The 24988-nt window shown below is 70.4% G+C and carries 25 protein-coding genes; 15 read left to right on the top strand and 10 right to left on the bottom strand.

Annotated elements, in window-relative coordinates:
* Window positions 1-2: 2 nt before the first annotated feature.
* Together AB0L64_RS30405 and AB0L64_RS30400 are read right to left on the bottom strand one after the other, a co-directional pair.
* Window positions 3-1475 carry an alpha/beta hydrolase gene (locus tag AB0L64_RS30405; protein WP_363715608.1) on the bottom strand — a complete coding sequence of 491 codons (1473 nt, stop codon included), beginning with the start codon at window positions 1473-1475 and terminating at the stop codon, window positions 3-5.
* Window positions 1476-1529: 54 nt separating this feature from the next.
* On the bottom strand, window positions 1530-1958 hold the full coding sequence (locus AB0L64_RS30400; protein WP_363715606.1) for an RNHCP domain-containing protein: 429 nt from the start codon (window positions 1956-1958) through the stop codon (window positions 1530-1532).
* 187 nt (window positions 1959-2145) lie between these two features.
* Here AB0L64_RS30400 and AB0L64_RS30395 point away from each other — a divergent pair, with 187 nt between their 5' ends.
* Genes AB0L64_RS30395 through AB0L64_RS30385 form a run of 3 tightly spaced genes read left to right on the top strand, consistent with a single transcriptional unit; the run spans window position 2146 to window position 4532 of the window.
* The gene (locus AB0L64_RS30395) at window positions 2146-2922 is read left to right on the top strand and encodes an ATP-binding cassette domain-containing protein (RefSeq protein WP_363715604.1); all 777 of its coding nucleotides are present in this window, start codon (window positions 2146-2148) and stop codon (window positions 2920-2922) included.
* Complete coding sequence (locus tag AB0L64_RS30390) at window positions 2919-3680, top strand: ABC transporter permease (protein WP_363715602.1); 762 nt, start codon at window positions 2919-2921, stop codon at window positions 3678-3680. Before AB0L64_RS30395 ends, AB0L64_RS30390 begins: the two co-directional genes overlap by 4 nt.
* A 15-nt stretch (window positions 3681-3695) precedes the next feature.
* On the top strand, window positions 3696-4532 hold the full coding sequence (locus AB0L64_RS30385) for a MerR family transcriptional regulator (RefSeq protein ID WP_363715601.1): 837 nt from the start codon (window positions 3696-3698) through the stop codon (window positions 4530-4532).
* Here the strand turns inward: AB0L64_RS30385 and AB0L64_RS30380 are convergent.
* Entirely contained in the window at window positions 4485-7043 is a 2559-nt protein-coding gene (locus AB0L64_RS30380; protein WP_363715599.1) for a cation-transporting P-type ATPase, read from the bottom strand. The genes AB0L64_RS30385 and AB0L64_RS30380 overlap by 48 nt on opposite strands.
* Before the next feature lie 102 nt (window positions 7044-7145).
* Window positions 7146-7403, bottom strand: coding sequence for a metal-sensitive transcriptional regulator (locus AB0L64_RS30375; protein ID WP_355691135.1), 258 nt, complete (start codon window positions 7401-7403; stop codon window positions 7146-7148).
* Between the two features lie 110 nt (window positions 7404-7513).
* On the opposite strand from AB0L64_RS30375, the gene AB0L64_RS30370 reads away from it, so the two are divergent.
* The 3 genes from AB0L64_RS30370 (at window position 7514) to AB0L64_RS30360 (ending at window position 9875) form a co-directional block, all read left to right on the top strand.
* Window positions 7514-8920: an MBL fold metallo-hydrolase gene (locus AB0L64_RS30370; protein WP_363715597.1), complete on the top strand. Its 1407-nt coding sequence runs from the start codon at window positions 7514-7516 to the stop codon at window positions 8918-8920.
* Window positions 8921-8947: 27 nt separating this feature from the next.
* Complete coding sequence (locus AB0L64_RS30365) at window positions 8948-9115, top strand: hypothetical protein (protein WP_363715595.1); 168 nt, start codon at window positions 8948-8950, stop codon at window positions 9113-9115.
* A gap of 160 nt (window positions 9116-9275) precedes the next feature.
* The gene (locus AB0L64_RS30360) at window positions 9276-9875 is read left to right on the top strand and encodes a CBS domain-containing protein (RefSeq protein WP_359928798.1); all 600 of its coding nucleotides are present in this window, start codon (window positions 9276-9278) and stop codon (window positions 9873-9875) included.
* A gap of 14 nt (window positions 9876-9889) precedes the next feature.
* Here the strand turns inward: AB0L64_RS30360 and AB0L64_RS30355 are convergent, their stop codons facing one another.
* Both AB0L64_RS30355 and AB0L64_RS30350 read right to left on the bottom strand, forming a co-directional pair.
* Window positions 9890-11026, bottom strand: coding sequence for an acyltransferase family protein (locus tag AB0L64_RS30355; protein ID WP_363715592.1), 1137 nt, complete (start codon window positions 11024-11026; stop codon window positions 9890-9892).
* A 5-nt stretch (window positions 11027-11031) separates the two neighbouring features.
* Window positions 11032-11910, bottom strand: coding sequence for a universal stress protein (locus AB0L64_RS30350; RefSeq protein ID WP_363715590.1), 879 nt, complete (start codon window positions 11908-11910; stop codon window positions 11032-11034).
* Window positions 11911-12397: 487 nt separating this feature from the next.
* Here AB0L64_RS30350 and AB0L64_RS30345 point away from each other — a divergent pair, with 487 nt between their 5' ends.
* The 6 genes from AB0L64_RS30345 to AB0L64_RS30320 all read left to right on the top strand — a co-directional run bounded on the left by AB0L64_RS30345 (window position 12398) and on the right by AB0L64_RS30320 (window position 19823).
* Complete coding sequence (locus AB0L64_RS30345) at window positions 12398-13150, top strand: glucose 1-dehydrogenase (RefSeq protein ID WP_363715588.1); 753 nt, start codon at window positions 12398-12400, stop codon at window positions 13148-13150.
* Window positions 13151-13179: 29 nt separating this feature from the next.
* Window positions 13180-15573 (top strand): glycosyl hydrolase family 65 protein, encoded by a 2394-nt coding sequence (locus tag AB0L64_RS30340; protein ID WP_363715586.1) that lies wholly within the window; start codon window positions 13180-13182, stop codon window positions 15571-15573.
* 83 nt (window positions 15574-15656) lie between these two features.
* Window positions 15657-16286, top strand: a complete 630-nt coding sequence (locus AB0L64_RS30335; RefSeq protein WP_363715584.1) for a chemotaxis protein CheB — start codon at window positions 15657-15659, stop codon at window positions 16284-16286.
* Window positions 16286-18169 carry a CheR family methyltransferase gene (locus AB0L64_RS30330; protein WP_363715582.1) on the top strand — a complete coding sequence of 628 codons (1884 nt, stop codon included), beginning with the start codon at window positions 16286-16288 and terminating at the stop codon, window positions 18167-18169. Before AB0L64_RS30335 ends, AB0L64_RS30330 begins: the two co-directional genes overlap by 1 nt.
* Window positions 18170-18178: 9 nt before the next feature.
* Entirely contained in the window at window positions 18179-19033 is an 855-nt protein-coding gene (locus tag AB0L64_RS30325; RefSeq protein ID WP_363715580.1) for a GAF domain-containing protein, read from the top strand.
* A gap of 70 nt (window positions 19034-19103) precedes the next feature.
* Window positions 19104-19823, top strand: coding sequence for a GAF and ANTAR domain-containing protein (locus AB0L64_RS30320; protein WP_363715578.1), 720 nt, complete (start codon window positions 19104-19106; stop codon window positions 19821-19823).
* Between the two features lie 161 nt (window positions 19824-19984).
* Here AB0L64_RS30320 and AB0L64_RS30315 read toward each other — a convergent pair whose 3' ends face one another.
* Both AB0L64_RS30315 and AB0L64_RS30310 read right to left on the bottom strand, forming a co-directional pair.
* Entirely contained in the window at window positions 19985-20203 is a 219-nt protein-coding gene (locus AB0L64_RS30315) for a hypothetical protein (RefSeq protein ID WP_363715576.1), read from the bottom strand.
* Between the two features lie 5 nt (window positions 20204-20208).
* Window positions 20209-20535, bottom strand: a complete 327-nt coding sequence (locus AB0L64_RS30310; protein WP_363715574.1) for a hypothetical protein — start codon at window positions 20533-20535, stop codon at window positions 20209-20211.
* Between the two features lie 326 nt (window positions 20536-20861).
* Between AB0L64_RS30310 and AB0L64_RS30305 the strand changes: the two genes are divergently transcribed.
* Window positions 20862-21146 (top strand): hypothetical protein, encoded by a 285-nt coding sequence (locus AB0L64_RS30305; protein WP_363715572.1) that lies wholly within the window; start codon window positions 20862-20864, stop codon window positions 21144-21146.
* 9 nt (window positions 21147-21155) lie between these two features.
* Here AB0L64_RS30305 and AB0L64_RS30300 read toward each other — a convergent pair whose 3' ends face one another.
* Entirely contained in the window at window positions 21156-21857 is a 702-nt protein-coding gene (locus AB0L64_RS30300; RefSeq protein WP_363715570.1) for a CBS domain-containing protein, read from the bottom strand.
* 16 nt (window positions 21858-21873) lie between these two features.
* Entirely contained in the window at window positions 21874-22458 is a 585-nt protein-coding gene (locus AB0L64_RS30295) for a hypothetical protein (RefSeq protein ID WP_363715568.1), read from the bottom strand.
* A 164-nt stretch (window positions 22459-22622) separates the two neighbouring features.
* Between AB0L64_RS30295 and AB0L64_RS30290 the strand changes: the two genes are divergently transcribed.
* Together AB0L64_RS30290 and AB0L64_RS30285 are read left to right on the top strand one after the other, a co-directional pair.
* A complete protein-coding gene (locus AB0L64_RS30290) occupies window positions 22623-23069 on the top strand; it encodes a pyridoxamine 5'-phosphate oxidase family protein (RefSeq protein ID WP_363715566.1) in 447 nt (148 codons plus the stop codon).
* Window positions 23070-23116: 47 nt separating this feature from the next.
* Complete coding sequence (locus tag AB0L64_RS30285) at window positions 23117-24862, top strand: GAF domain-containing protein (RefSeq protein WP_363715564.1); 1746 nt, start codon at window positions 23117-23119, stop codon at window positions 24860-24862.
* Window positions 24863-24988 lie beyond the last annotated feature (126 nt).

Raw genomic sequence — 24988 nt, 5'->3', positions numbered from 1 at the left:
GGTCAGGCCGCGCAGCGGGTATTGCGGGGCGGGATCGTCAGGGAGGCCAGGTAGTCGGTGACGAGCCGGGTGATGCACGCGTTGCGCCCGACCGCGCCGTGGCCCTGGCCTTCCCAGGTCAGCAGTTGCGCAGTACCCAGGCCGGACGCCATGTCCACCGCTCCGCTGTACGGCGTGGCAGGGTCGTGACGGGTACCGACCACGAGGATCGGGTGTTCGGTGGCAGCGACCGGCGGCTGCAGGGTGTGCCGGTCCGGCTCCCAGAACGTGCACCCGAACAAGAACCATGACAGCCACACCCCGAACAGCGGGTACTGCTGGGCGAAGCGCGCCCCGGCCGCCCTGATCTCGGTCTCGGTCGGCCCGGGCGCGCTGTCGTTGCAGTTGATCACGAGCTGCGCGTCCGCGGCGTCCTCCCCGCTGCGGGCCGCGTCGGCCAGGTCCCGCAGCGTGCCCGAGTCGCCGGCCGTGGCCTCCGCCAGCCCGTCGGCGAGATCCGGCCAGCGCGCGTCGTCGTACAGCGCGCCGACCACCGCGTCGAGCACGTCGGTGCCGTACGTCGGTTCCTCGTCACCCGGCCTCCCGCTCGGGATGGGCGACTTCTCGGCTCTGCGAACCAGGTCGGTGACGAAGCCGCGGGTGGCGCCGAGGGCACGGCACCTGTCATGGCTCGCGCACCAGGCGGCGAACTGGTCGAAGGCGTCCTCGAAGCCCGCGACCTGACGCTCGACGGTCTCGATCCAGGTCGTCCGTGGGTTGCTCGGGGCATCGAGTACGGCCGCGCGCACGTTGTCCGGGTACAGGCGGGCGTACTCCGCGCCGAGCTTGGCTCCGTAGGACCAGCCGAGGTACGTCAACGCCGGCCGGTCGAGGGCCGAGCGAATGCGGTCGATGTCGACCGCGGTCGCGGTCGTGCTGAACAGCGCCGCCTTGGACCCCAGTGCTGTCGCGCACTCGGCGGTCCTCGCGCGCATCGTGTCCGCAGCCCGGGTGTAACCCGTGGGAGTCAGCAGATCCGGCAACCCGGGCGGGTCCGAATCCTTGTGCCCACACCGGATCTGCTGCGAATGGCCGACGCCGCGGGGATCGAAGCCGATCAGGTCGAACCGGTCCAGAAGCGCCTCCGGCAGCAGCCCGGCCGCGACTGCGGCGTACTCCACCCCGGACTGACCGGGACCGCCGGCGATCAGCAGCAGCGGCTCCTTCCCGGCACCGCCCGACTGATGGATCCGGATGAGCTGGACCGCGAGCGTTCCGGCCTCCGCATGGGCGGGGTCGAGGTCGACGTCCACCGCACCGCAGCGGAACTCGAGCCGGGCGGACCGCTCCGCAGGCAGATTCGCTGCGTGTACGTCGGTGACGCCCGCGCAGTCCCCCCACTCGATGGACGCCGTCTTGTCCGGCCGTGACGACGTACACGAGGTCAGTCCAAGGACCGCGGCCACCAGCACCGCGACCGCACCCGACGGACGCACATCCTCAGTAAAGCAGCAGGTCCGGGCGACCGGCACCGCCCAGACCCGCCCGCATCACGTCCCGTCGGGCTGCACGGCCGCCTTGGCCTTGCGCGCTCTCGGCTTGCGACCGGCCGGCTGCGAACCGTTGCCGTTCCCGTTGGTGCCGGGCTCGGCGGCGAACGGGACGAACGGCATCGTCAGCGGCAGCGCCGCGAGCCGCATCAGGAGCAGGACGTTGTCGTCACCGGCGGTCTTGTTGAGCCGGAGCCGGCCGCAGTTGGTGCACCGGTGGATGAGGACCCAGCGGCCCTCGCCGCGGACCGTGACCGCGATCGGCTCCATGCCGCCGGCACAGTCGGCCTTGCGATCGCCCGGCACGTTGCGGTCGAGATGCCGCGACCACAGACAACTCGGGCAATGGTTGCGATGGGTGGTTCCAGGGGCGTCGAGGGAAACCTCTACGCCGCAGTGTTCACAGCTGAACGAACGTGCGAATGCCAAACCGAAAGACCTTTCAGAGCAAAGCTACGGGACAGGACAGACATGGCCTTCCTCCTTCCGGTCCGCGCCGGCCCACCCGGCGCACGTCCTGACAGCAGACCAGTCCGTCGCCGGCATCGTCAATCGAATAACAGCCCGGTCGCGACGGCTTGACCTTGACGCAGGGTCAACCCTGCACGCTTCCGGTATGACAGTGACATCGACCGCCGGCCCGGCGATCCACGTACAGGGCCTGCAGAAGTCGTACGGACAGAAACCGGTACTCCGCGGCGTGGATCTCGACGTCGCGCGCGGCAGCATCTTCGCCCTGCTCGGCTCCAACGGTGCGGGCAAGACCACCACGATCAGGATCCTCTCGACACTTCTCGCGGCCGACGCGGGCACGGCCGAGGTCAACGGTTTCGACGTCGCCACACAGGCGGCCGACGTCCGGCGGTCGATCAGCCTCACCGGCCAGTTCGCCGCCGTCGACGAGATCCTCACCGGCCGGGAGAACCTCGTCCTGGTCGCGAAACTGCGGCACGTCCCGGACCCCGGCGCGGTCGCCGACGAGCTGCTCCGCCGCTTCGCGCTCACCGATGCGGCCGGCCGGCGCGTGGCCACGTACTCGGGCGGGATGCGCCGCCGGCTGGACATCGCGATGAGCCTGATCGGCGACGTACCCGTGATCTTCCTCGACGAGCCGACCGCCGGACTCGATCCGGAGGCGCGGATCGAGGTCTGGCACACGGTCCAGGAGCTGGCCGGCCACGGAACGACGGTGCTGCTCACCACGCAGTACCTGGAGGAGGCCGAGCAGCTCGCCGACCGGATCGCGATCCTGCACAACGGCCTGATCATCGTCGCCGGCACCCTCGGCGAGCTCAAGCAGCTCCTGCCGCCCGCCAAGGTCGAGTACGTCGAGAAGCAGCCGTCCCTCGAGGAAGTCTTCCTCGCCATCACGAGCAACGAGGCCCGATCATGAGCACCTTCTTCCTCAGCGACGTCGGCGCGCTGACCGGCCGGACGCTCCGGCACGTCACCCGCAGCCCGGACACGATCATCACCACCGTGCTGACGCCGATCGCGATGATGGTGATGTTCGTCTACGTGTTCGGCGGCGCGATCGACACCGGGGCCGGCGCGTACGTGAACTACCTGCTGCCGGGGATCCTGCTGATCACGGTCGCGTCCGGCGTCGCCTACACCGCGTTCCGGATCTTCATGGACCTGAAGAGCGGGATCTTCGAACGGTTCCAGTCGATGCCGATCGGCCGGTCCGGCGTGCTCTGGGCGCATGTCGTCACCTCGCTGGTGGCGAACCTGATCTCGCTGGTGGTCGTCGTCGCGGTCGCGCTGCTGATGGGCTTCCGCTCGGACGCGGGCGTGCTGGACTGGCTCGCGGTCGCCGGCATGCTGTTCCTGTTCACGCTTGGCCTGACTTGGATCGCCGTCATTCCCGGGCTGTCCGCGTCGACCGTCGAGGGTGCGGGCGCGTTCGCGTACCCGCTGATCTTCCTGCCGTTCGTCAGCTCGGCGTTCGTGCCCACGCAGACGATGCCCGGACCGGTGCGCTGGTTCGCCGAGCACCAGCCGGTGACGTCGATCGTCGACACGATCCGCCGGCTGTTCGCGGGGCAGCCGGTCGGCGACGGCATCTGGACCGCGCTGGCGTGGTGCGTCGGCGTCCTGGTCGTGGCGTACGTCGTCGCGATGGCCGCCTATCGCCGCAAGGTCGCATGAGGCAGGCTGTGACGCATGCTCACGATCAGCCGGCTCGCGGCGTACGCCGGGGTGACGGTGCGGGCGGTCCGGCATTATCACAAGATCGGGCTGCTGCCGGAGCCCGGCCGTGACCGGTCCGGGTACCGCTCCTACGACGCTGCCGCGGTCGTCCGCCTGATCCGGATCCGCACGCTCGCCGATGCCGGCGTACCGCTGGCGCGGGTGCAGGAGCTACTCGACGCCGCCCCGGACGAGTTCTCCGGCGGCGTCGAGGAGATCGACAAGGAGCTGCGCGCCGAGGTCCGGCGGCTGCAGGACACCCGCAGGCGTTTGGCCAAGCTCGCCGCCGGCGACCAGCTGGCCCTGCCGCAGAGCGTCGTCGACTACCTCGACCGGCTGCGCGGTCTCGGCATGAAGGAGCAGTACGTCGAGATGGAGCGGGACGCCTGGATCATGGTCGCGGCCCAGGTCCCGGACCAGATCGACGCGGTGATCGTCAAGAAGCACGAGGCGTTGCAGCATCCCGAGATGCTGAAGCTCTACCGCATCGTGAACGAGGCCCTCGACTGGTCCCTGGACGACCCACGGATCGTGGAGATCGTCGACATCCTGGAGCGCATCATGGTCGCCGCCGTCCAGGCCGGTGAGACCGGTTCGTACGGACTCGACGACAGCCTGGTCACGCTGATGGACACCGCCGTCCTCGAGGCCTCCCCCGGCGCGGAACGGGTGCTGGCGCTGCTGGAAGAGCGAGGCTGGAAAGGCTGGACCCGCATCGAACGCGTCCCGGCCGGCAGAGTCGACGAGCTGAGCCCCCGACCGTCATCGACGCCGGCGGACCAGCTTGGCGGCACTGTCGACGAGCAGTAGGACCAGCGCGCCGGCCGCGGCGAACAGCCAGCCCTGGTACGACGGCCAGCCGCCGCCCAACAGGTCCGCGACCGGCGGTACGCCGAGGAACACCATCAGCAGGCCGAGCTCGACGACGAGCGCGACCAGGAGCGGCCTGTTCGTCGTGAGGCCGATCTCCACGATCGTGCTGCGCTCGCTCCGGCAGGCCAGCGCGTTCGCCATCTGCATCATGACGATCACCGCGAACGCCGTACCGGAGGCGACCGCGAGCGCGGCCGCCGCCGGCTCGGTCCCGAAGGTCCATCCGTGGCCGCGCAGCACGAGCAGGAAGGCCGACATCGCCACCACGGCCTCTGTCATCCCCAGCACGCCGAACGCCCGGGTCAGCAGACCGCGGTCCACCAGCCGGCGATGCCGCGCCGGGCCGTCGAGCACCCGCGGGCCGGGCCGCTCGACACCGAGCGCGAGCGCGGGCAGCACGTCGGTCCCGATGTCCAGCGCGAGCACCTGCAGTACGCCGATCGCCAGCGGCACCGACCCGCCGGACAGCGCCCAAGCCACGAACGGCGCCAGCTCGGCGACGTTGTCGGCCAGGTGATAGGTCAGGAAACGCCGGACGTTCGAGAACGTGGCGCGGCCCAGCCGGATCGCGGTCACGATGCCCGCGAAGTGGTCGTCGAGCAGCACCAGGTCGGCCGCCGCGCGGGCCACGTCGCTGCCCGAGGCCCCCATCGCGACGCCGACGTCGGCCTCCCGGAGCGCCGGTGCGTCGTTGACGCCGTCCCCGGTCATCGCGACGACATGCCCGCGTGCCCGCAGCGCCCGGGCGATCCGCAACTTGTCGGCGGGCGTCACCCTGGCGACCACTACGCCGTCGTCGCGGTCGAGCAGTTCGCCGAGCGGCCCGTCGTCGGCGGGCAGTTGCTCACCCGAGACCACGAGCCCGCCGGGCCCGAGCAGGCCGACCTCGCGCGCGATCACTTCCGCGGTCGCCGCGTGGTCACCGGTGACGACCGCGATCCGGACCCCGGCCTGCCGGCAGGCGCTCAGCGCGGTGTGGACGTCCGGTCGTGGCGGGTCCTCGAGGCCGACCACAGCCAGCAGGTCGAGCGCGTCCGGCCGCAGGTCCAGGTCACCGTCGCGAACGAGCACCCCGGACGCCTCCGCCACCGCGAGCACCCGCCGGCCCTGACCGGCCAGGTCGCCGACTGCCGACGCGGCGGCGCCGTTCGTGCGGCAGTACGGCAGCAGCGCGTCCGGCGCGCCGATCACCATCGTGTTGCCATCGGCAACCACAGCGCTGTACCGCGTCTCGCTGGTGAAGGTGACCCGGTGCGTGATCGCCTCCGGACGCACCGGCGCCACCCCGAGGCGCCGCGCGAGGACGTCCAGCGCGACCTCCATCGGATCGCCTTCCGCGGCCCACCCGTTCTTCGACCGCACCGCACGGCCGCGAACACAGGCGACGGCCGACCGGGCGGCCCGCGCGGCCGCGTCGATCGCGGCAGAACCGCCTTCGGCCGAGCCGTCCGGGTCGTAGCCGTCACCGTGCATCAGCACGGATCCGTGCGGCGTCCAGACGTCGAGGACCTCCATCTGGTTCAACGTCAGCGTCCCGGTCTTGTCGGTGCAGACGAACGTCGTGGCGCCGAGCGTCTCGACCGCGTCCAGGCGCCGTACGAGCGCGTTGCCGTGCGCCATCCGCTGCGCGCCACGTGCCAGCGACAGCGTGACGGTCGGCAGCAGGCCCTCGGGGACGAGCGCCACCATCACTCCGACCCCGAACAGGAACGCCTTGGTGGCGCTCAGACCCAGCACCAGTGACACCGCCGTCAACGAGGCGCCGACGGTCACGGCGATGACCGCGATCACCCGGATCAGTCGGTGCAGCTCGATCGTCAGCGGACTGGGGCGCCGTACCGCGCTCTCGGTCAGCGACTGGATCCCGGCCAGCCGGGTCCGGCCGGCCACCGCGGTCACCACCGCTTCGGCTTCGCCCTGCACGACGAACGTTCCGGCGTACACCTGGTCGCCGCTACCCGGGCGGACCGGGACCGATTCACCGGTGAGCATCGACTCGTCCACGGCCAGGGCGTGCACCGTGACCAGGCGCAGATCGGCCGACACCCGGGCTCCGGCGCCGAGCAGGACCAGGTCGTCGCGGACCAGTTGGCTCGCGTCGACGGACCTGACCTCGCCGTCGCGGATCACCTGCGCCCGGACCGGCAGCAGGTCACGCAGCCGCTCGGCGGCGCGGTCGGCGCGGTACTCCTGGGCGAACGCGAAGACCCCGTTCAGGACGATGATCACGACGATCGCGATCGCCAGCGGCGCCAGCCCGCCGGCCAGGGCGAGCGCGGCCGCCACCCACAACATCACCGCGAACAGATGCGTCAGCTGACCGGCGAGCAGTTTCCAGGCCGCCGTACGACGGGGTGCGGGCAGCTCGTTCGGACCGTCGGCGGCGAGCCTTCGCGCCGCCTCCGCAACCGGCAAGCCGCGGACAGGCGATGTCTCCACACCAGGCATGACCACCTCCCCCACGAGCGTCCGGCTCGTGGGGGAGGCCGTAGCAGGGGCCAACGGCCCGACATCGGGGCCGGACGGCCCACGGCTGCGTCAAGCCGGAGGTCAGGCCAGGGCGAGGAAGAGCTTCTCCATCTTGGCCACGTCGACGTCGCTGTCCTCGTCGGTCAGGCAGCGCTGCAGGCCGGTCGCGACGACGGCGTAGCCGGCGCGGGACAGCGCCTTGTTGACAGCGGCGAGCTGGGTGAGGACCGCCTCGCAGTCCGCCCCCTCCTCCATCATCCGGATCACACTGCCCAGGTGGCCGTGGGCGCGCTTCATCCGCGCGATGACAGGTTTGATCTCGGCGGCCTCGAGCTCCATCGGTGCTCCTTCTCCCAGCGTCGGAGTCCTCAGTCTACATCCCCCCGGGGGGATGTGTTACGGTAGCGACAGATCCCCCTAGGGGGATGCGAGCAGGGAAAGGATCCTCGATGCCAGACACCGCCGCCGACCAGCAGCACACCGCACCGCTCCCCCGCGTGACCGTTCGGGTGATCGACACCGCCTCGCTGGGCGACCGTAGCTACCTCGTGCACGACGGCACGGTGGCGTTCGTCGTCGACCCGCAGCGCGACATCGACCGCGTCCTCGACCTGCTCGACGCCGACGGTGTCCGGCTGACCCACGTCTTCGAGACCCACATTCACAACGACTACGTCACCGGCGGCTTCGCACTGGCGCAGGCGACCGGGGCGACGTACCTGGTCAACGCCGACGACCAGGTCAGCTTCGACCGCACCCCGATCCACGACGGCGACACCATCGACATCGGCACCCGGATGCGGGTCCGGGCGATCCACACACCAGGACACACCTTCACCCACCTGGCCTACGCACTCAGCCACGGCGACGAGCCGATCGCGGTGTTCACCGGCGGCTCACTGCTGTACGGCGCCACCGGGCGACCCGACCTGCTCGGCCCGGAACACACCGACGCCCTGGTCCGTCACCAGCACGCCTCGGCCCACAAGCTCGTCGATGTGCTGCCCGACTCGACCGGCGTCTACCCCACCCACGGGTTCGGTTCGTTCTGCTCCGCGACCCAGTCCGAGGCCACCGAATCCACCATCGGGCAGGAGAAACGCGCCAACCCCGTCCTGACCAAGAACGAACAGGACTACGTACGTGATCTGCTGGCCGGGCTCGGCGCCTGGCCCGCGTACTACGTGCACATGGCACCCGCCAACGCCGCCGGCCCCGGCGCACCCGACCTCTCCCTGCCCAAGCGGGCCGACGCCACCGAACTGCGGCGCCGAATCGAGGCCGGCGAATGGGTCGTCGACCTGCGCACCCGCACCGCATTCGCCGCCGGGCACGCACCCGGCACACTGAACTTCGGGCTCGACGGGTCCTTCACGACCTACCTGGGCTGGCTGATCGAGTGGGGCACCCCGCTCACCCTGCTCGGCGACACGGCCGCCGACGTCGCCCAAGCCCAGCGCGAACTCGTCCGCATCGGCATCGACCGCCCCGCCGCGCACGCGACCGGCGGACCGCAGGACTGGACGCCCGACGTCCCGGTGTCGTTCCCGACGGCGACCTTCGCCGACCTGGAGCAGGTCCGGCACCACCGCGACGTCGTCGTCCTGGACGTCCGACGCGCGGAGGAACACCACGCCGCCCGAATCCAGGACGCGGTCAACATCCCCGTCCACGAACTCGTACGGCGACTGGCCGAGGTCCCGCCCGGCGAGGTGTGGGTGCACTGCGCCGCCGGTTACCGCGCCTCCATCGCCGCCTCGATCCTCGACGCCGCCGGACGCAAACTCGTCGCCGTCGACGACCAGTTCGAAAACGCGGCCAAGGCCGGCCTGCACCTCGTCGGGCCGGACGCCTGACGTATCACTCACCCCGAAGGAGAACCCATGTGCCGACCCGTCAACTGCAAGACCTGCGCCAAGACGACCTGGGCAGGCTGCGGCCAGCACGTCGCCCAGGTGAAGGCGATGGTCCCCGCCGATCAGTGGTGCCCCGGCCACCCCAAGGCCGAGGGGAGCGGCGGCAGCTGGCTCGGCAGACTCCTCGGCCGCTGACCTGACAGAACGCTGACCGGACAGAACGCAGACCTCCGGTTCGGCCGGCCGTCATCCAGGGTCGTCGTACCTCGCGCGGCGGGACCTCTCGCCCTACTGGTGCGCCACAGTGCGGGGGACGCTGGGCGCAAGATCTGGTGGACGGAGGAAGGTGAGGGCGATGCTGATCCGGGAGCTGATGACCAAAGAGGTCGTCGCCGTGGCGCCGGAGACCCCGATCTCGTCGGCGCTGCAGCTCATGGACGAGGCGAAGATCACCGCGCTGCCGGTGCTCGACCGGCACGGTGCGCTGGTCGGGATCGTGAGCGAGGCCGACCTGGTCGAGGAGGAGAACCTGATCAGCGACCGCGTCCCGGTCACCGTCGTACGGCTGCCGGGCCCGACGCCGCCGCGCCGGGTCGCCGAGGTCATGACGTATCTGGTCGTGACGGTGCGGCCCGACGAGGAGCTCGAGGCGGCGATCGACCTGATGCGCTCGACGATGGTCAAGAGCCTGCCGGTGGTCGAGCACGACCGGGTCGTCGGGATGATCAGCCGCAGTGACGTGGTCCACCTGCTCGCCGGTCGTGACCGCCGCGTCCAGGCCGAGGTGACCGAGCTGCTGCAGCCGGAAGGCCCGGACTGGCAGGTCCAGGTGCAGGACGGCATCGTCACCGTGATCGGCCCGAGCGACCCCCGCGAACGCCACCTCGCCGAAGTCCTCGCCGGCACGGTCCGCGGCGTCATCGGCGTCCAAGTCAGCCGCCTGAGCACCCTCTGACGGGAGCCCCGCTGTCAGAGGATCCGTGAAACGCCCGGCACCTTCTTGATCAGGAGCCAGGCAGCGCCGAACGAGGCGCCGATACCGCCGACCGCGACTATCGGCGCCTTGACCTCGGCGGGGAGGTCGACAGGGCGCAGAACCACGGCGAGCGCGAGCAGGAAGACGGTCTGGAGCATGAAGGCCGCGTAGGCGCTCCGGCTCAGCGCCGGGCTCCACCGATACTGCCGAGCCAGCCGGTGCTGGGCCACGCTCAACAGCCACACCGAGCCGAAGACGGTCAGGATCGCCTCGACGACCGCGAAGAGTCCCCCGAGCCAGTGCAGGCCTCCGAGCACCTCCTCGACGGCGTCCAGTGCGCCGGCAAGAAGCAGCAGCGCCGCCATCGCGCCGGCCGCGAGCAAAGTCACCACCCGGGATCGCCGAGCTATGTCTGCCGGGACCACTTCGCGCCAGCCGTCCCGCGAGCCGGCGATGCCCAGTGCGAACACCGCGACGCAGGCCGGCCACTCCCACAGGTTCAGGTCGGAGAAGCCGCTCTCCGAGCCGTACGGGTAGACCAGCCGGACGGCGAACGACAGCGGCGCGACGACGAGCGCAGTCAGCGTCAGAGTCTTCAGCGTGATCCCACGTGCGGCGCGGTGTGCGCTCCCCCGACGGCGCCAGACGGCGTACCCGAGCGAGTAGATCAGCAGCACACCGACGAACCACAACGGTCCGGTGTCGATCTGCCGCTCCGCCCCGAGATACTCGTCCCAGAAGGAACCTGGCGCGTGCCCCAGCGGATGCGCGACGGCGTACACGAGACTCGGCTGCACCACGAAGACGTAGACGACGAACGGTACGCCGAGGCGCAGCAACCGGTCGGTGACGAACCGCCGCGCGCCCTTGCGGTCGTACGACGGCGGTGTCAGCAGCCCCGCCACCAGGAAGAGCAACGCGATCAGGAAGAACCCGAACGGACTGACCAGCACGAGCAGGGTCATCTCGAGCGCCGGGTTCAGCGTCACCTCACGCAGTTCGGAGTACGTCCACGCCTCCACGATCCCGGCGTACCCGAGGACCGCGTGGAGCGCGATGATCACGGCGATCAGGACGACCTTGAGGTTGTCCAGATAGACCAGGCGCGTCGGGAGCCGGTGATCGACCACCTCCCCTAGTGCGGCCTCTCGTGCTGATGGACGAACGCGGCCGGGCAGGGTGCGCGGAGCAGGATGCCGTGGGCGGTTCCACCTGGCAGGATCGCTCGGACGCGGCCGTGCACACGTCCGCCCACAACCAGCAGTTGGGCACCGGCCTCGGTGGCGGCATCGGTCAGGGCGGCGACCGGCTGACCGCGTCTGAGCTCGGTCCGGAACCTGGCGCCGGGGTGCTCGCCGCGGCACCGGCCGAGGATCTCGTCCATGCGCCGGCTGTGGTGGATCCGCGCGATCTCGGCCGGCGGCAGCACCGCCGCTTCGTCGCGGGTGGACGTCTTGGAGACGTCCCAGACGTGCACCAGGCGGATCGGAGCGTCCCGTTCGGCGGCGAACCGGACGGCGAAGTCGACCGCCGCCGCGCAGCGATCGAGCCGGTCCACGCCGACCACGACCGGCGCCTGCGGGTCACCGGGCCGCCACTTCGGCGGTACGACGACCACCGCGGTCTCGGACTCGTGGGCCGCGGCCTCGGCGGTGGACCCGATCAGCAACCGGCTGAGGACGCCGTGGCCATGCCGCCCGATCACGAGCATCCGGTCCCGGCCGGCGGCACCCGCCAACGTGTGCGCCGGCGGACCGGACAGCACCAAGCCGGTGTGCAGTCCCGGACGGTCGTGATGATCGAGATACGCACAGACCTCGCGGACCAGAGCGTTGGCCGCGGCGTCGGCGCCGGGGAAGTCGAAGTACGCCCCGAGCGGCGGCCGGTCGTCGATCACGTGCAACGCGCGGATCGGGGCCGCGGTCAGCTCCGACTCGTGCAGCGCCCAGTCCACAGCGCCGTTGTCGGCCCAGCTCCCGTCCACGCCGACCGCAATCGTGGCCCGGCGCTTCATGACGCCGTCGTCCGCGCGAGATCGTGACCGCCGATCTCGAAATGAATCACCGGATTCGTCATCGAACCCACCCCCAACAGCGCAAAGCCGGTCGGGCGCCGTGCGGCCGGTGAGGTGACGGTCGCACGGCGCCCGGTGGTTGGAGCGGCGCGCCCCTGAACCCGCTCTCCGACACGTTGTTCGCTGCCCGTCGGACAGGGCCCAACATGACGAGGAGGATCCGGTTCCCTGGTGGTCCGAAGCCTCGGCGTCCGTTGCGGTGATCCGCTCGCGGGACCGGGGCTCCGCCGGGTCCTCCTCGCCACTTCCAGTGCACTGCGGAGGCTGGGCCCGTCGAAGGGCCGAAGGTCCCGACCGGCCCGGGACCTTCGCCCCGAAGCTGTGCGACAGGGACCAATGTCCCGGCTTCGGGGTCCAACGGACCTGCCCGCGCGCCCGGGCCGTTGCGAGCCTGAAGCCGTAGGAGCTACCGGAAGGGACCGATGACATGGGCAGGCTTGATGATCGGGTCGCGCTGGTGACCGGTGCGGCGAGCGGCATCGGCGAGGTGACCGCCTGGCGGCTCGCGGCCGAAGGTGCGGCCGTGCTGCTGACCGATATCGCGGTGGATGCCGGTGAGGCCGTGGCCGAAGGCCTGCGGGACTCCGGGGCACGGGCCCGGTTCGCCCGCCACGACGTCGCGAGTGAAACCGACTGGCAGGCAGTCTGCGAGCTCGCCGCCGAGGCGTTCGGCGGTATCGACATCCTCGTCAACAACGCCGGTATGGGCGATCTGGCGACGATCGAGGAGACGACGCTCAAGGACTGGCAGCACACCATCGACGTCGACCAGACCGGTGTCTTCCTCGGGATGCGCACCGCCGCGCCGTACCTGAAGGCGTCCGGCCACGCGTCGGTGATCAACATCAGCTCGATCTTCGGCACCAGCGGCGGCTTCGGTACGTCGCCGGCGTACCACGCGGCGAAGGGCGCGGTCCGGACCCTCACCAAGAACGCCGCGCTGCACTGGGCGACCGACGGCATCCGGGTCAACTCGATCCATCCGGGGTTCATCGACACCCCGATCCTGGACTCGACCCGGAACACGCCGTTCTGGGACGTGATGACCCAGCTGACGCCGATGGGACGCCTCGGCCGGCCGGAGGAGGTCGCGGCCGGTGTCGCCTACCTGGCCAGCGACGACGCGTCGTTCGTCACCGGTCTCGAGCTGTACATCGACGGCGGTTACGTGGCCCGCTGATGGCCATGCGCGGACGTGACACGGGCGCCGTGACCGACTGGGTCCTGGCGTTCGGCGGCTACGACCCGGCCGACGAGCGCCGCCGGGAGGCGCTGTGCACCACCGGGAACGGGTACTTCGCCACCCGCGGGGCGTGGGCGGGATCGGTGGCCGGCGACCATCACTACCCCGGGACGTACCTGGCCGGGTACTACAACCGCCTGACGGACACGATCGGCGACATCGCCCTCGAGAACGAGAGCCTGGTCAACCTGCCCGACTGGTTGCCGCTCACGTTCGCCGCCGACGACGGCGACTGGTGGACGCCCGACACCACCGAGGTGCTCGACCACGATCTGGAAGTGAACGTCGCCCGCGGGGTGGTGACCCGCCGGTTCCGGCTGCGGGACCCGGCCGGGCGCGAGATCCGTGGCGTCGAACGCCGCTTCGTCAGCATGGCCGACCCGCACCTGGCCGGGCAGACGCTCGCTGTCACCGCGGTGAACTGGTCCGGCCGGCTCCGGATCGGATCCGCGGTGCACGGCAACGTCACGAACGCCGGCGTCGAGAGATACCGCAAGCTGGCCGCGAGGCACCTGACCCGCGTCGCGCCGGTGGTTGCCGACGGCAACCTCATCGTGACGGCCGCGACGACCCAGTCACGGCACCGGATCTGCGTCGGCACCCGGCTCGCCGCCGCCCGGAACGGGTCGGTCCTGGAGGGGTGGACCACCCGCACGGACGACACCTCGGCGTACGCCGAACTCACGGTCGCGGTGACGCCGGGCGACACGGTCGGCGCCGAGAAGATCGCGGCGATCCACGGCTCGCGCGACGTGGGGATCTCCGAACCGCAACTGGCCACCGAGCTCGCCCTGCGGAGTGCGCCGTGTCTCGGTGATCTCCTCGAGCGTCACGTGCTGGCCTGGTCGCAGCTGTGGCGGCGCTTCAGCGTCGAACTCGAGGAGGCGTACGACGGGACGCCGGCCGCGCTCCGGCTGAACATCTTCCACCTGCTGCAGACCGTGTCCCCGCACAGCCCGGACAGCGACGCCGGCGTACCGGCTCGTGGTCTGCACGGCGAGGCGTACCGCGGACATGTCTTCTGGGACGAACTGTTCGTCTTCCCGGTCCTCACGCTGCGCCTGCCGGAACTGACCCGTGCACTCCTGCTCTACCGTTGCCGACGGCTACCCGCGGCCCGGCTCGCGGCGCGGCAGATCGGGCTCCAGGGCGCGATGTTCCCGTGGCAGTCCGCCTCCGACGGGCGCGAGGAGAGCCAGCGTGTGCACCTGAACCCGCTCTCGGGCCACTGGACCGACGACGTGTCGTTCCGGCAGCGGCACGTCGGCCTGGCCGTCGCCTACTCGATGTGGCAGTACGTCGAGACCACCGGCGACACGGACTTCCTGTCCGATCACGCCGCCGAGGTCATCGTCGAGGTCGCCCGCTTCTTCGCGGCGCTCGCCGAGTACGACGTGGGCCGGGACCGCTACGTGATCCGCGGCGTGATGGGTCCCGACGAGTTCCACACCGCGCACCCGGGTCACGCCGAACCCGGCATCGACAACAACGCCTACACCAACGTCATGGCCGTCTGGCTGTTCGGCGTCGCCGCGCGTGCCCTTGACCTGCTCCCGGCCTGGCGACGTACCGAGCTGATCGAGTCGCTCGGCCTGCGGCAGGAGGAACGCAACCGCTGGGACGAGCTCACCCGCCGCATGTTCGTGCCCTTCCACGACGGTGTCATCAGCCAGTTCGAAGGCTACGAACAGCTCACCGAACTCGACTGGCCGCAGTACCGGGACCGGTACGGCGACATCCGGCGCCTCGACAGGATCCTCGAGGCCGAGGGACGCGACGTGACGACGTACCAGGTGTCCAAGCAGGCCGATGTGCTGATGTTGCTGTACCTGCTCCCCCGGCGTGACCTGCGCGCGCTGATGGAGCGGCTCGGGTACCCGTTCACCGCCGAAATCGTCCGGAAGACCGTGGAGTACTACCTCGCGCGGACCTGCCACGGCTCGTCGCTGAGCGCCGTCGTCCACGCGTGGGGGCTCGCGGCCCTCGACCCCGATCGCGCCCTCGCGTTTCTCGAGCAGGCCCTGCACAGCGACGCCGGCGACGCACTCCGCACCGGCACGACCGCCGAGGGCGTGCACCTCGCGGCGATGGCCGGAGCCGCGGACCTCGTCCAACGCTGCTTCACCGGACTCACCACGACCGGTGGCGTCCTGCGCTTCCGCCCGCACTGGCCCGCCAGACTCGGCGCACTCGAGATGGTGCTGCGCTACCGCGGGCACCGCACGACGGTCACGATCACGAGCACAACCGTCGCCGTCACGATCGACCCCGGGCCGGGCCCGGCCGTCGCCGTCCGCTGCTTCGGTCGGACGCGGCAACTCAAGCCCGGCGACAGCCACCGCTGGACCCTCCCCGCGTGACGCGCCCGAAAGGCCTTGTTTCCGCGGCCGGCATACCGCCGCCGAACGCCCCGGATCGGCTAGGCTCGGAAGGTGTTCCCCAGTTGTCGCACGAGCTCATGAACCAGTCGCCGGAGCCCCCGCTGCGGGAGCACAGTGATCCGTTCGACATCGTCGCGATCGGGTCGTCCGCCGGCGGCATCCGGGCTCTGGGCCTCGTGCTCGGCGCGCTCCCGGCGAACCTCTCGGTGCCGGTGGTGGTCGTCCAGCATCTCGACCCGCGCCACGAGACCGTGATCGCCGACGTGCTCGGGCGGCGCACCGCCCTGGAGGTCAAGCTCGCCGAGGCGGGTGAGCAGGCACGTCCGGGGACCGTGTACGTGGCGCCGCCCAATCGGCACCTGCTCGTCGGCGGCAACGGCGAATTCACGTTGTCGAGCAGCGAACTGGTGCACTTCGTGCGGCCGTCGGCCGATCTGCTGTTCGAGTCGGTGGCCGGGGCTTACGGTGCGCGGGCGATAGCCTGCCTCCTGACAGGATCCGGCAGCGACGGGGCGATGGGAGTGAGTGCGGTCAAATCACGAGGCGGCACGGTGATCGTCGAAGATCCGGAGTCGGCGGAGTTCCGGGGCATGCCGGACGCGGCGGTCGGCACCGGATCGGTCGACTTCGTGCTGCCGCTGGACGAGATCGCGGGCGTCATCGTCGCCCTGGTCGACGCGAGGAGCGTGTGATGCCGGACGACACCGACGACGGCGTGGATCCCGACCTGGAGCAGTTGCTCGCCTTCATCCGGGACGCGCGCGGCTTCGACTTCACCGGCTACAAGCGGTCCTCGCTGGCTCGCCGGGTCCGCAAACGCATGCACGACGTCGGGATCGCGGAGTACCTGGACTACCGCGACCTGCTGGAGACCAGCGCGGACGAGTTCGGGTTCCTGTTCAACACGATCCTGATCAACGTCACCAGCTTCTTCCGCGACACCGAGAGCTGGTCCTATCTGCAGCAGGAGATCATTCCCGAGCTGCTGGGCAGCGCCGAGGCCGACCAGGAGATCCGGATCTGGAGCGCCGGATGCTCCAGCGGCGAGGAGGCGTACTCGCTGGCCATCATGTTCGCGCAGGCACTGGGTATCGAGGAGTGCGCCCGGCGGGTCAAGATCTACGGCACCGACGTGGACGAGGAGGCCCTGCGCGAGGCCCGCACCGGCGCCTACTCCGAGAAGGCACTCGAGGCGCTTCCCGAGGACCTGCGCGAGGACCTGCGCGAGCTGTACTTCGAGCAGAGCGGATCCCGTCTCGTCTTCCGGTCGGACCTGCGCCGCAGGGTCATCTTCGGCCGCCACGACATCACCCGGGACGCCCCTATCTCCCGGCTGCACCTGCTGGTGTGCCGTAACACGCTGATGTACTTCAACGTGGAAGCACAGTCGCAGATCATCGACCGGTTCCATTTCGCCCTGCGCCCGGAGGGCTACCTGTTCCTCGGCAAAGCCGAGATGCTGCTGTCCGACGGCGAGCGGTTCGACATCGTCAGCATGCGTCAGCGGGTCTTCCGCCGGCGGGCAGGCCGCGCCGAGCCGCCGCACCAGCCCAACCCGCTGAAGCTGACCGCGCCGACGGGTGGCGAGCGACGCGACGCCGCCCGCAAGCGGCAGTTGCGCGACCTGGTCCTGGAGACGGCGCCGAACGCGATGATCGCGCTCGATCTCGACGGCGCGATCACCCAGGTGAACAGTCAGGCCAGAGCGCAGTTCGGGCTCACCTCCCAGGACGTCGGACGGCCGCTGCGGGACCTCGAGGTCTCCTACCGGCCGACCGAGCTGCGCTCGCTGATCGAGCAGGCACACTCCGAGCGCCGCACCGTCCGGGTGAACGGCGTGGAACGCCGGTCGTCCGACCAGGACGTGCAGTATCTCGACATCATCGTCCAGCCACTGGCCGCCGACGACGGCATGGTCGTCGGATCGTCCGTCGCGTTCGTCGACACCACCACCCTCACCCGGCTGCAGCTGGAGGTGAAACGCAACCGGGAGGACCTGGAGACCGCGTACGAGGAGCTGCAGTCCACGAACGAGGAACTGGAGACCACCAACGAAGAACTCCAGTCCAGCATCGAGGAACTGGAGACCACCAACGAGGAGCTCCAGTCCACGAACGAGGAACTGGAGACCACCAACGAAGAACTCCAGTCGGGCAACGAAGAGCTCGAGACGATGAACGAGGAGATCCGGATCCGCAGTACCGAGCTCGACGAGGCCCGGACCTTCCTCGAAGGTGTGCTCGCGAGCGTGGCCGCCGGGGTGGTGGTGCTCGACGGAGAACTCCGGGTGCGCAGCTGGAACCGCGGCGCGGAGGAACTCTGGGGACTGCGCAGCGACGAGGTCCAGCGGCAGCCGTTCTTCCAGCTCGACTTCGGGCTACCGACGGATGCGCTCGTGGAGGTCGTGCAACGCTGCCTGACCTCCGGTCGCCGGACAGATCCGGTCGACCTGATCGCCGTGAACCGCCGGGGCCGCCGGATCAGGTGCTCAGTGATCTGTTCACCGCTGGACAGTCAGGCAGAAGGCGTGGTCCTGCTGATGGAGGACCTCCAGGAAGCCGGGGAACAGGACTAGAATCGCGACGTGGCGAATGGGCTGACCGCCTGGATCGGAGCCGCTCGGGAGCAGGCCGAGCTCGAGCGCGCCCGAGCAGGTCGTGCCGCGACGATCGCCCGGCGGCACGAAGAGCTCGTGACCACCGGACCGGACACGATGCGCGCTGTCCACGAGCGGCTGGCCCGCCTCCACCGCCGCAGCGAAGACCGGCATCTGACGGCTGCCAAACTGCACGACGCGCACATCCGCAGGCTCGGCCGATGGATCTCGCCGGACGCCTTGGAGGCCGAACGTCCGCGGCTGATCTCGACGGTCGCGGAGCTGCTCGGGACCCCGAGTGCCGGGATCACGCTGCTGGACTCGCGGCAGATCGAGGCCTCGGTGATCTCCTCCGACCCGCTCGCGGCGGCCGCTCAGGACCTGGAGCTCACGCTCGGGGAAGGACCGGTGCACGACTCCACCGCCACCGGCAGGCCGGTGTCCGTGGCCGCGCAGTCACTGCGGCATCGGTGGCAGTACTACTCACCCGCGATCGCCGCCCTCGGCGTGCGCTCGCTCGCCGCCGTTCCGCTCGGACCGCCGGAGCGATGCATCGGCGCGCTTTCGGTGTTCGATCCGCCCGGCCCGGCGGCCGCCGAGCCGCTCGTCGGCGAGCTCGAGGAGTTCGCCGACGCGCTCACCCATACGATGCTCCTGACCGAGGAGTGTCTCGCCCGGCTGCTGGAGGTGGGCGAGACCGCCGGCGCCGCGAACGTACTCGACTCGCCCAACCACCGGCTGGTCCTCCATCAGGCCGTCGGAATGGTCGCCGCTCAGTGCGACTGCAGTGTCGAGGACGCACTGATCCTGGTCAGGGCCCGGGCCTTCGCGCACGACGAATAGGTCACCGACGTGGCTCGGCGGATCGTCGAGAAGCGCCTGCGGCTGGACGTGCAGGAGGGGAGAATCCCCAATGAGTGAAGCCGAGTACGCCTGTGTCACGGCGCACGGCCTGGTCGCCCGCTTCGTGACGGACGAGAATCTGGTCGACGCCCTCGCCTGGCTCACGGCGCGGTGCGCGGAGTCGCCCGGTGTGACAGCCTCCGCGCTGATGCTCGCCGACCGCGACGGCGCCCTCGACGTCGTCGCAGCCTCGTCCGGCGCGGCACGCCGCCTGCAGGAGCTGGAGTACCGGGCCGCCGAAGGACCCGCTCATGACAGTTACGGCAGCGGTTCGCGGGTGGACTGCCCAGATCTGACCGATGCCGACACCCGGTGGCCCCACTTCGCGCCCGCGGCGCGGCGCCGGGACATCCGGGCGGTGCACGCCTTCCCGATGCCCTTGCCGGGGCGGACCATCGGGTCCTTGACGATGTTCCTGAGCAAGCCCGGCGCCCTCTCCGAGGGCTCGCTCGAGGCCGGGCAGATGCTGGCGAGCACAGCCGCGCTCGGCGTGGAGGCGCACCACTCGACCCAGCACGAGACCCGCGCCGACCAGTTGCAGGGGGCCCTGGACAGCAGGGTGCTGATCGAACAGGCGAAAGGGCTCCTCGCCGAGCGGCTCGGCCTCAGCCTCGACGACGCTTTCACGGTGCTGCGGCAGTACGCGCGCAACAACGGACGCCGCCTCGCCGACGTCGCGGCCGCCGTACTCGACGGCACGCTGGCCCTCACCTCGACCCGTCCCGGCTAGGTCCGCGCAGCCGAGCCCCCGTTCCGCTGCACGTGCGCCGTTTGCTGTGCAGCGGAACGGAAGCCGACCTCGCCGGGCTCCCCTCCGTTGCCGGACGAAGAGAGGAGCCTCGTCCGGCGACCCGGCGTTCCCGCACGCTCAGTGCGGAGTTCAGTGGGACATCACCCGCTCCCGTCAGCAGCGCGTTGGTCCAGCTCGCGTTGCAGGCGCTGCCGATAGATCTGGAGCCGGATGTTCAGGACCCTCGGCCCGCCTTGCCGCGGCGACCATCGCTCGTCGATCTCGGCGTCCAGCGAGGCCAGCGCGGCCGTCAGCTCTTCGGTCCGCCACGCGTCGAAGCGGGTCGAGCGCGCCAGCCGGTCCAGGTACACCGAGGTCATCGTGCTCACCCCTGCCTGTCGTCGCTGCGGCCTGCGGCCAGGTCGAGGGCCAGGTCGAGGGTGGCGATCGCTCGCGACTGGCGAACGGTGCTGCGATGCCGGGTGACGCTGCGCAGCTGCGCGTGCGCACGCCGGAGGACGGCCGGGTCCGGGATCCGCTCGACCAGCTCGGCGGCTGCCGACGCCGGCATCCAGTCCGGATCGACGACCGATCGCAGGACCCAGACGACGACCCATTGCGGCGACCGGGCCGGGACCATTCGACGGCGCGTCGCGCCGGGCGGGAACGCCGCATTCGCGGGAAGCAGCGAACGATCGGACGAAACGAACATAGGACCCCCTGTGCACGCAGCAGGTGCCGGGTCCGGGGCCCCTAGTTGGGGCCTGACAGTACCACCTCGTACGGTGCCCGAACAGGCTGTGACTTGCTGCCTGCGCCCGTCGTTCGCCGCCTCCGATCACCAACGAACACAGGCGAACACGGGCACTCTCAGGCGATCTCAGGCGATCACGGAGGTCGGGACCGATGCCCGGCGATCTCGGGACTTTCGGCCCACTGCCCGGCCGCGACGATGTTGCAGAGTGCTGCTGAGACCCCGTCGATCCCCTCTGGCCCGGTCTGGGGCTGCGTCAGAACTCCGATCAGGAGACCAGGCCCATGACCACGCACGAAGCCGCCGCCCCCGAGGACGGCACCGACTTGCACGCGGATGTCGAGACGTACTACGAGAACGGCGCATGGCACACGCGCCGCTGTGACTCACCGGAGCCGTTCGCGTCCGGCCCCAGCCGGGTCCGGCTGATCGCCGTCGGCGTCGAGGTGGCCCGCTGGAACGGGCTGTGCCACATCATCCGCGACATCGACGGCACCGTCGCCGAGGTCAACCGGTACGCCACCGGCCCGTACCCGAGCCGCTCCCCCGTTCCGACCGGGCGCTCCTGAGCCTGACGGTCAGGGGCGGCTTCGGTGCTCGGGTGACGGCGTGATACCCGGCGTCGACTCGGTGTCGTCGTACGCCCACCTGAGCTCGTTGTCGACGCCGACCACGCCGTCGACCTCGGCCGTCAGTTTTCCGGCGAGCTCGGCGGTGCTGCGCCGGTCGACCTGGCCGGACAGTGTCACGACTCCGTCCCGGACGGCGAGCTCGATGCCGGACGCCGCGTCACCGAGGGTGGTGACGACGACCTCCCGCCGGACCCGCTGCAGCAGGTGGTCGTCGGGCTCGAGGAAGGTCTTCAGCAGGTCGGACCTGGTCACGATCCCGGTCAGCACCTCACCGTCGGTCACCACCAGCCGGGTGATGCCCCGCGCCGCCATCAACTTGGCCGCCTCGGGAATCGTCGCGGTCTGATCGATCGTCACCGCCGGACGCGACATCAGCTCGGCGACCCGCACACCGGTCGCCCGCGAACGGGCCTGCCGCTGCCGCCGGCGCAGCGCCCAGGAACGTCGGCGCGAGCCCTGGAACTCCTCCTTGCGGAGCAGATCGGTCTCCGAGACGACACCGCCGACGCCGCCGTACGCGTTGATCACCGGCACGGCGGTGATGTGGTGCGCGGCCAGCACACCGACGACTTCCTTGTACGGCGTGTCCTCGGTCACCGTGACGACCTCGCGGGTCATCACCTCGGACACCTTCATCGGCTGCGTCATCGCTCCTCCAACGCACTCAGTCCGGATGGATCGAGGTGCCCATGCCGGCCTGGCGGATGAGGTCGGACACCAGGTCCTGGGCCTGCACGATCGTGGTCTCGAGCGTCTTCAGGCCGTCGTCGGGCCGGCCGGCCTCCAGCGCCCACCGGGCCGCCGCCATGCCTTGGACCAGCGAGTCGTTGATCTCGATCGCCTCGCGGTACAGCAACGCCCCGGACTCCAGCTTGCGCCGCTCGGCCTCGGCCCGGCGGAGCCGGTCCGACGCGTCGCCGAGCAGGAACCCGAGCAGCAGCTCGGGCAGGCAGCGAGCGATCCAGCCCACCGGACCCAGGTCCGTGCCGGTCGCCAAAACCCAGGTCACCACCATCAGCACAGCCAGCGCACCCGCGGCAACGCCGGCGCGCAGCCCGAACGCGACCGCGATCAGGGCGACCGGAAGCGTGAACAGCAGCATCGACGCGTCAACGGCATCGCCGTCGATCAGCCGTACGACCCACACCGAGGCGAACAGCATCCCCGCGACGACCAATGCCGCCGCCGGGTGCTGCCGGAACCACGGCTCCCGGGCCAAAGCTGTCGATCCACTGCCGAAAACGCTCATTTGCCCAGCGTGCGCCGCACCTGCCGCGAGCACACGGGCCGAAGGTCACCAGCCGCGGTGACAACCTCCCGACCACGAGGTCCCGGTGGTCCGGGACCTTCGGCCCTACTGCACACCGCCCGGTTCTCGCGAGAGTTGCTGCAGGCAGCCAGGAAGGCACTCCGATGACCCTCACCCACCACTTCGATCACTCACGGCTCGAGATCGTCGACCGGGCCGAGTGCCTGCGGCTGCTGCAGTCCGTGCCGATCGGACGTCTGGTCTACACTTCCGGCGGCCTGCCGGCCGTCCGGCTGGTCAACTTCCTCATGGACGCGGACACCGTCGTGTTCAGCTCGGGTCGCGGCGACAAGTTCCGGGCCGCGGAACGGGGTGACGTGGTGGCGTTCGAGGCGGACGACGTGGACCTCGAGCGGCACGTCGGCTGGACGGTGACCGCGATCGGTCACCTGTCCGTGGTCAGCGACGACGAGGCCGCCGAACTGCGGAGCACCCTGCCGGTGCGCTCCTGGCTGCCGATGGAGGATCCGCGACTGGTCCGGGTCGGCGTCGAATCGGTGCACGGGAGGCGTCTCGTGCCCTGGGGGAAGCGGCCGCGCGACGGGGCCTAGACCGCAAAGAGCTTCCCATGACACGCACCATTCCCTAGGCTGAGCGGGTGGTGGGCGACTCGCAGGCGGGACATGGAACCTGGGACGAGGGGGCGCTGGAGTACGCCGGGCTGTCCCGGGTGCGTCTCGATGCGCTCTTGCAGGAGCTGCTCGGCCGGGTCGACGAGATCATGGAGTACCAGGAACGCCTGCGCGCACTCCTCGACGCGGTCGTCGGCATCGGCGCGGATCTCGACCTGAACAGCACCCTGGACCGCATCGTCTCCGCCGCCTGTGAGCTCGCCGGCGCCCGGTACGGCGCACTCGGTGTCGTGGGGCCGGACGGCAGGCGACTGGTCCGGTTCATCACGCACGGCGTCACCGACGACGAGATCGCCGCGATCGGCCCGTACCCCGAGGGCCACGGCATCCTCGGCCTGCTCATCGAGCACCCGGAGCCGATCCGGATGCACGATCTCGCCGAACACCCCCGCTCGTACGGCTTCCCGTCGAATCACCCGCCGATGAAGAGCTTTCTCGGTGTCCCGATCCGGACCCGGGAGCATGCCTACGGCAACCTGTATCTGACCGAGAAGAACGACGGCGCCGACTTCACCGAGGACGACGTGCGCACGGTCACCGCGCTGGCCGCGGCCGCCGGTGTGGTGATCGACAACGCCAGGTTGTACGCCGACACCGAGCAACGCCGGCGCTGGCACGAGGTGAACGCCGAGATCACCCAGCTGATGCTCGGCGAGTTCGACGCCGACCAGGCCCTCCAGCTGATCACCCAGCGAGCCCGCGAGATCTCCCGTGCGCAGGTCTGCGCCGTCCTCATCGCCGATCACGACGAGCTCGTGGTGCGGGCGGTGGACGGTCCGCCGGAATACGGCCGGTACGTCGGCCGCCGGCTGCCGGCCGATCTGCCCTTGCTGCGCCAGGTGGTCTCCGACGACGGGCAGGTGGTGGTGCTCGAGGACCTCGCTCAGGTCCTCAAGGACGTGGGCGGCCTGACCGGCTTCCCGGAGGCGACCATGCTCGGCCGGACGACCATCGCGCCGCTGCCGGCCGGAGGTGGGGACACCGGCGGCCTGCTGGTGGTGGCACTGGAACAGGGCGCGAACAGCCGCCTGACCGAGGGGGCCGACCTGGTCCGGATGTTCGCCGGGCAGGCCACGCTGGCACTCGAGCGGGCCCAGGCACAGCACGACCGGGACATGCTCGCCGTCCTCGAGGACCGCGACCGGATCGCCCGCGACCTGCACGACCTCGTCATCCAGCGGTTGTTCGCGACCGGCCTGCAACTGCAGGGCATGCACCGGATGGCCCGCCCCGAGCACCAGGAGCGTCTCGGCCGTGCGGTCGAGGACATCGACACCACCATCCACGACCTGCGGGCCGCGATCTTCGAGCTGCAGCAGGCACCGGAGTCCAGTTCGCTGCGCAGCGACCTCCAGGCGCTCGTCTCGGAGTACGCCGAAGGTCTCGGCTTCCGTCCGCGGCTGATCTGCACCGGACCGATCGACACCGGCGTGCCGGCCTCCGTCCGGCCGCAGATCCTCGCGGTGGTGCGGGAATCGCTGTCGAACGTCGTCCGGCACGCCAACGCCCAGAATGCGCTCGTGGAGGTCACCGTCGGGGACGGCCAGGTCGTCGCGCGCGTCTCGGACGACGGCATCGGCATCGGCTCCAGCACCCGGCGCAGCGGTCTGCGCAACCTCACCGAGCGGGCCCAGTCCCTCGGCGGCACCGTCCGGCTCGCCGTCAACGACCCGCACGGCACGGTCGTGGAGTTCACCGCACCCACCGACTAGGTTCCTGTCTGGATCACCAGACAGGACCTAACCTCGATCTTTCGTGTGGCTGGTTGATGAGTGGTTGTGGGTTGGGGTTTTGAGGGGGGATCGGGCTGGGCAGGGCGGGGCTCCGGCGCTGTGTTC

The organism is Kribbella sp. NPDC051936 (genome assembly GCF_040680955.1).
Lineage (GTDB): Bacteria > Actinomycetota > Actinomycetes > Propionibacteriales > Kribbellaceae > Kribbella.
This window is presented reverse-complemented; position numbering and strand designations above follow the sequence as displayed.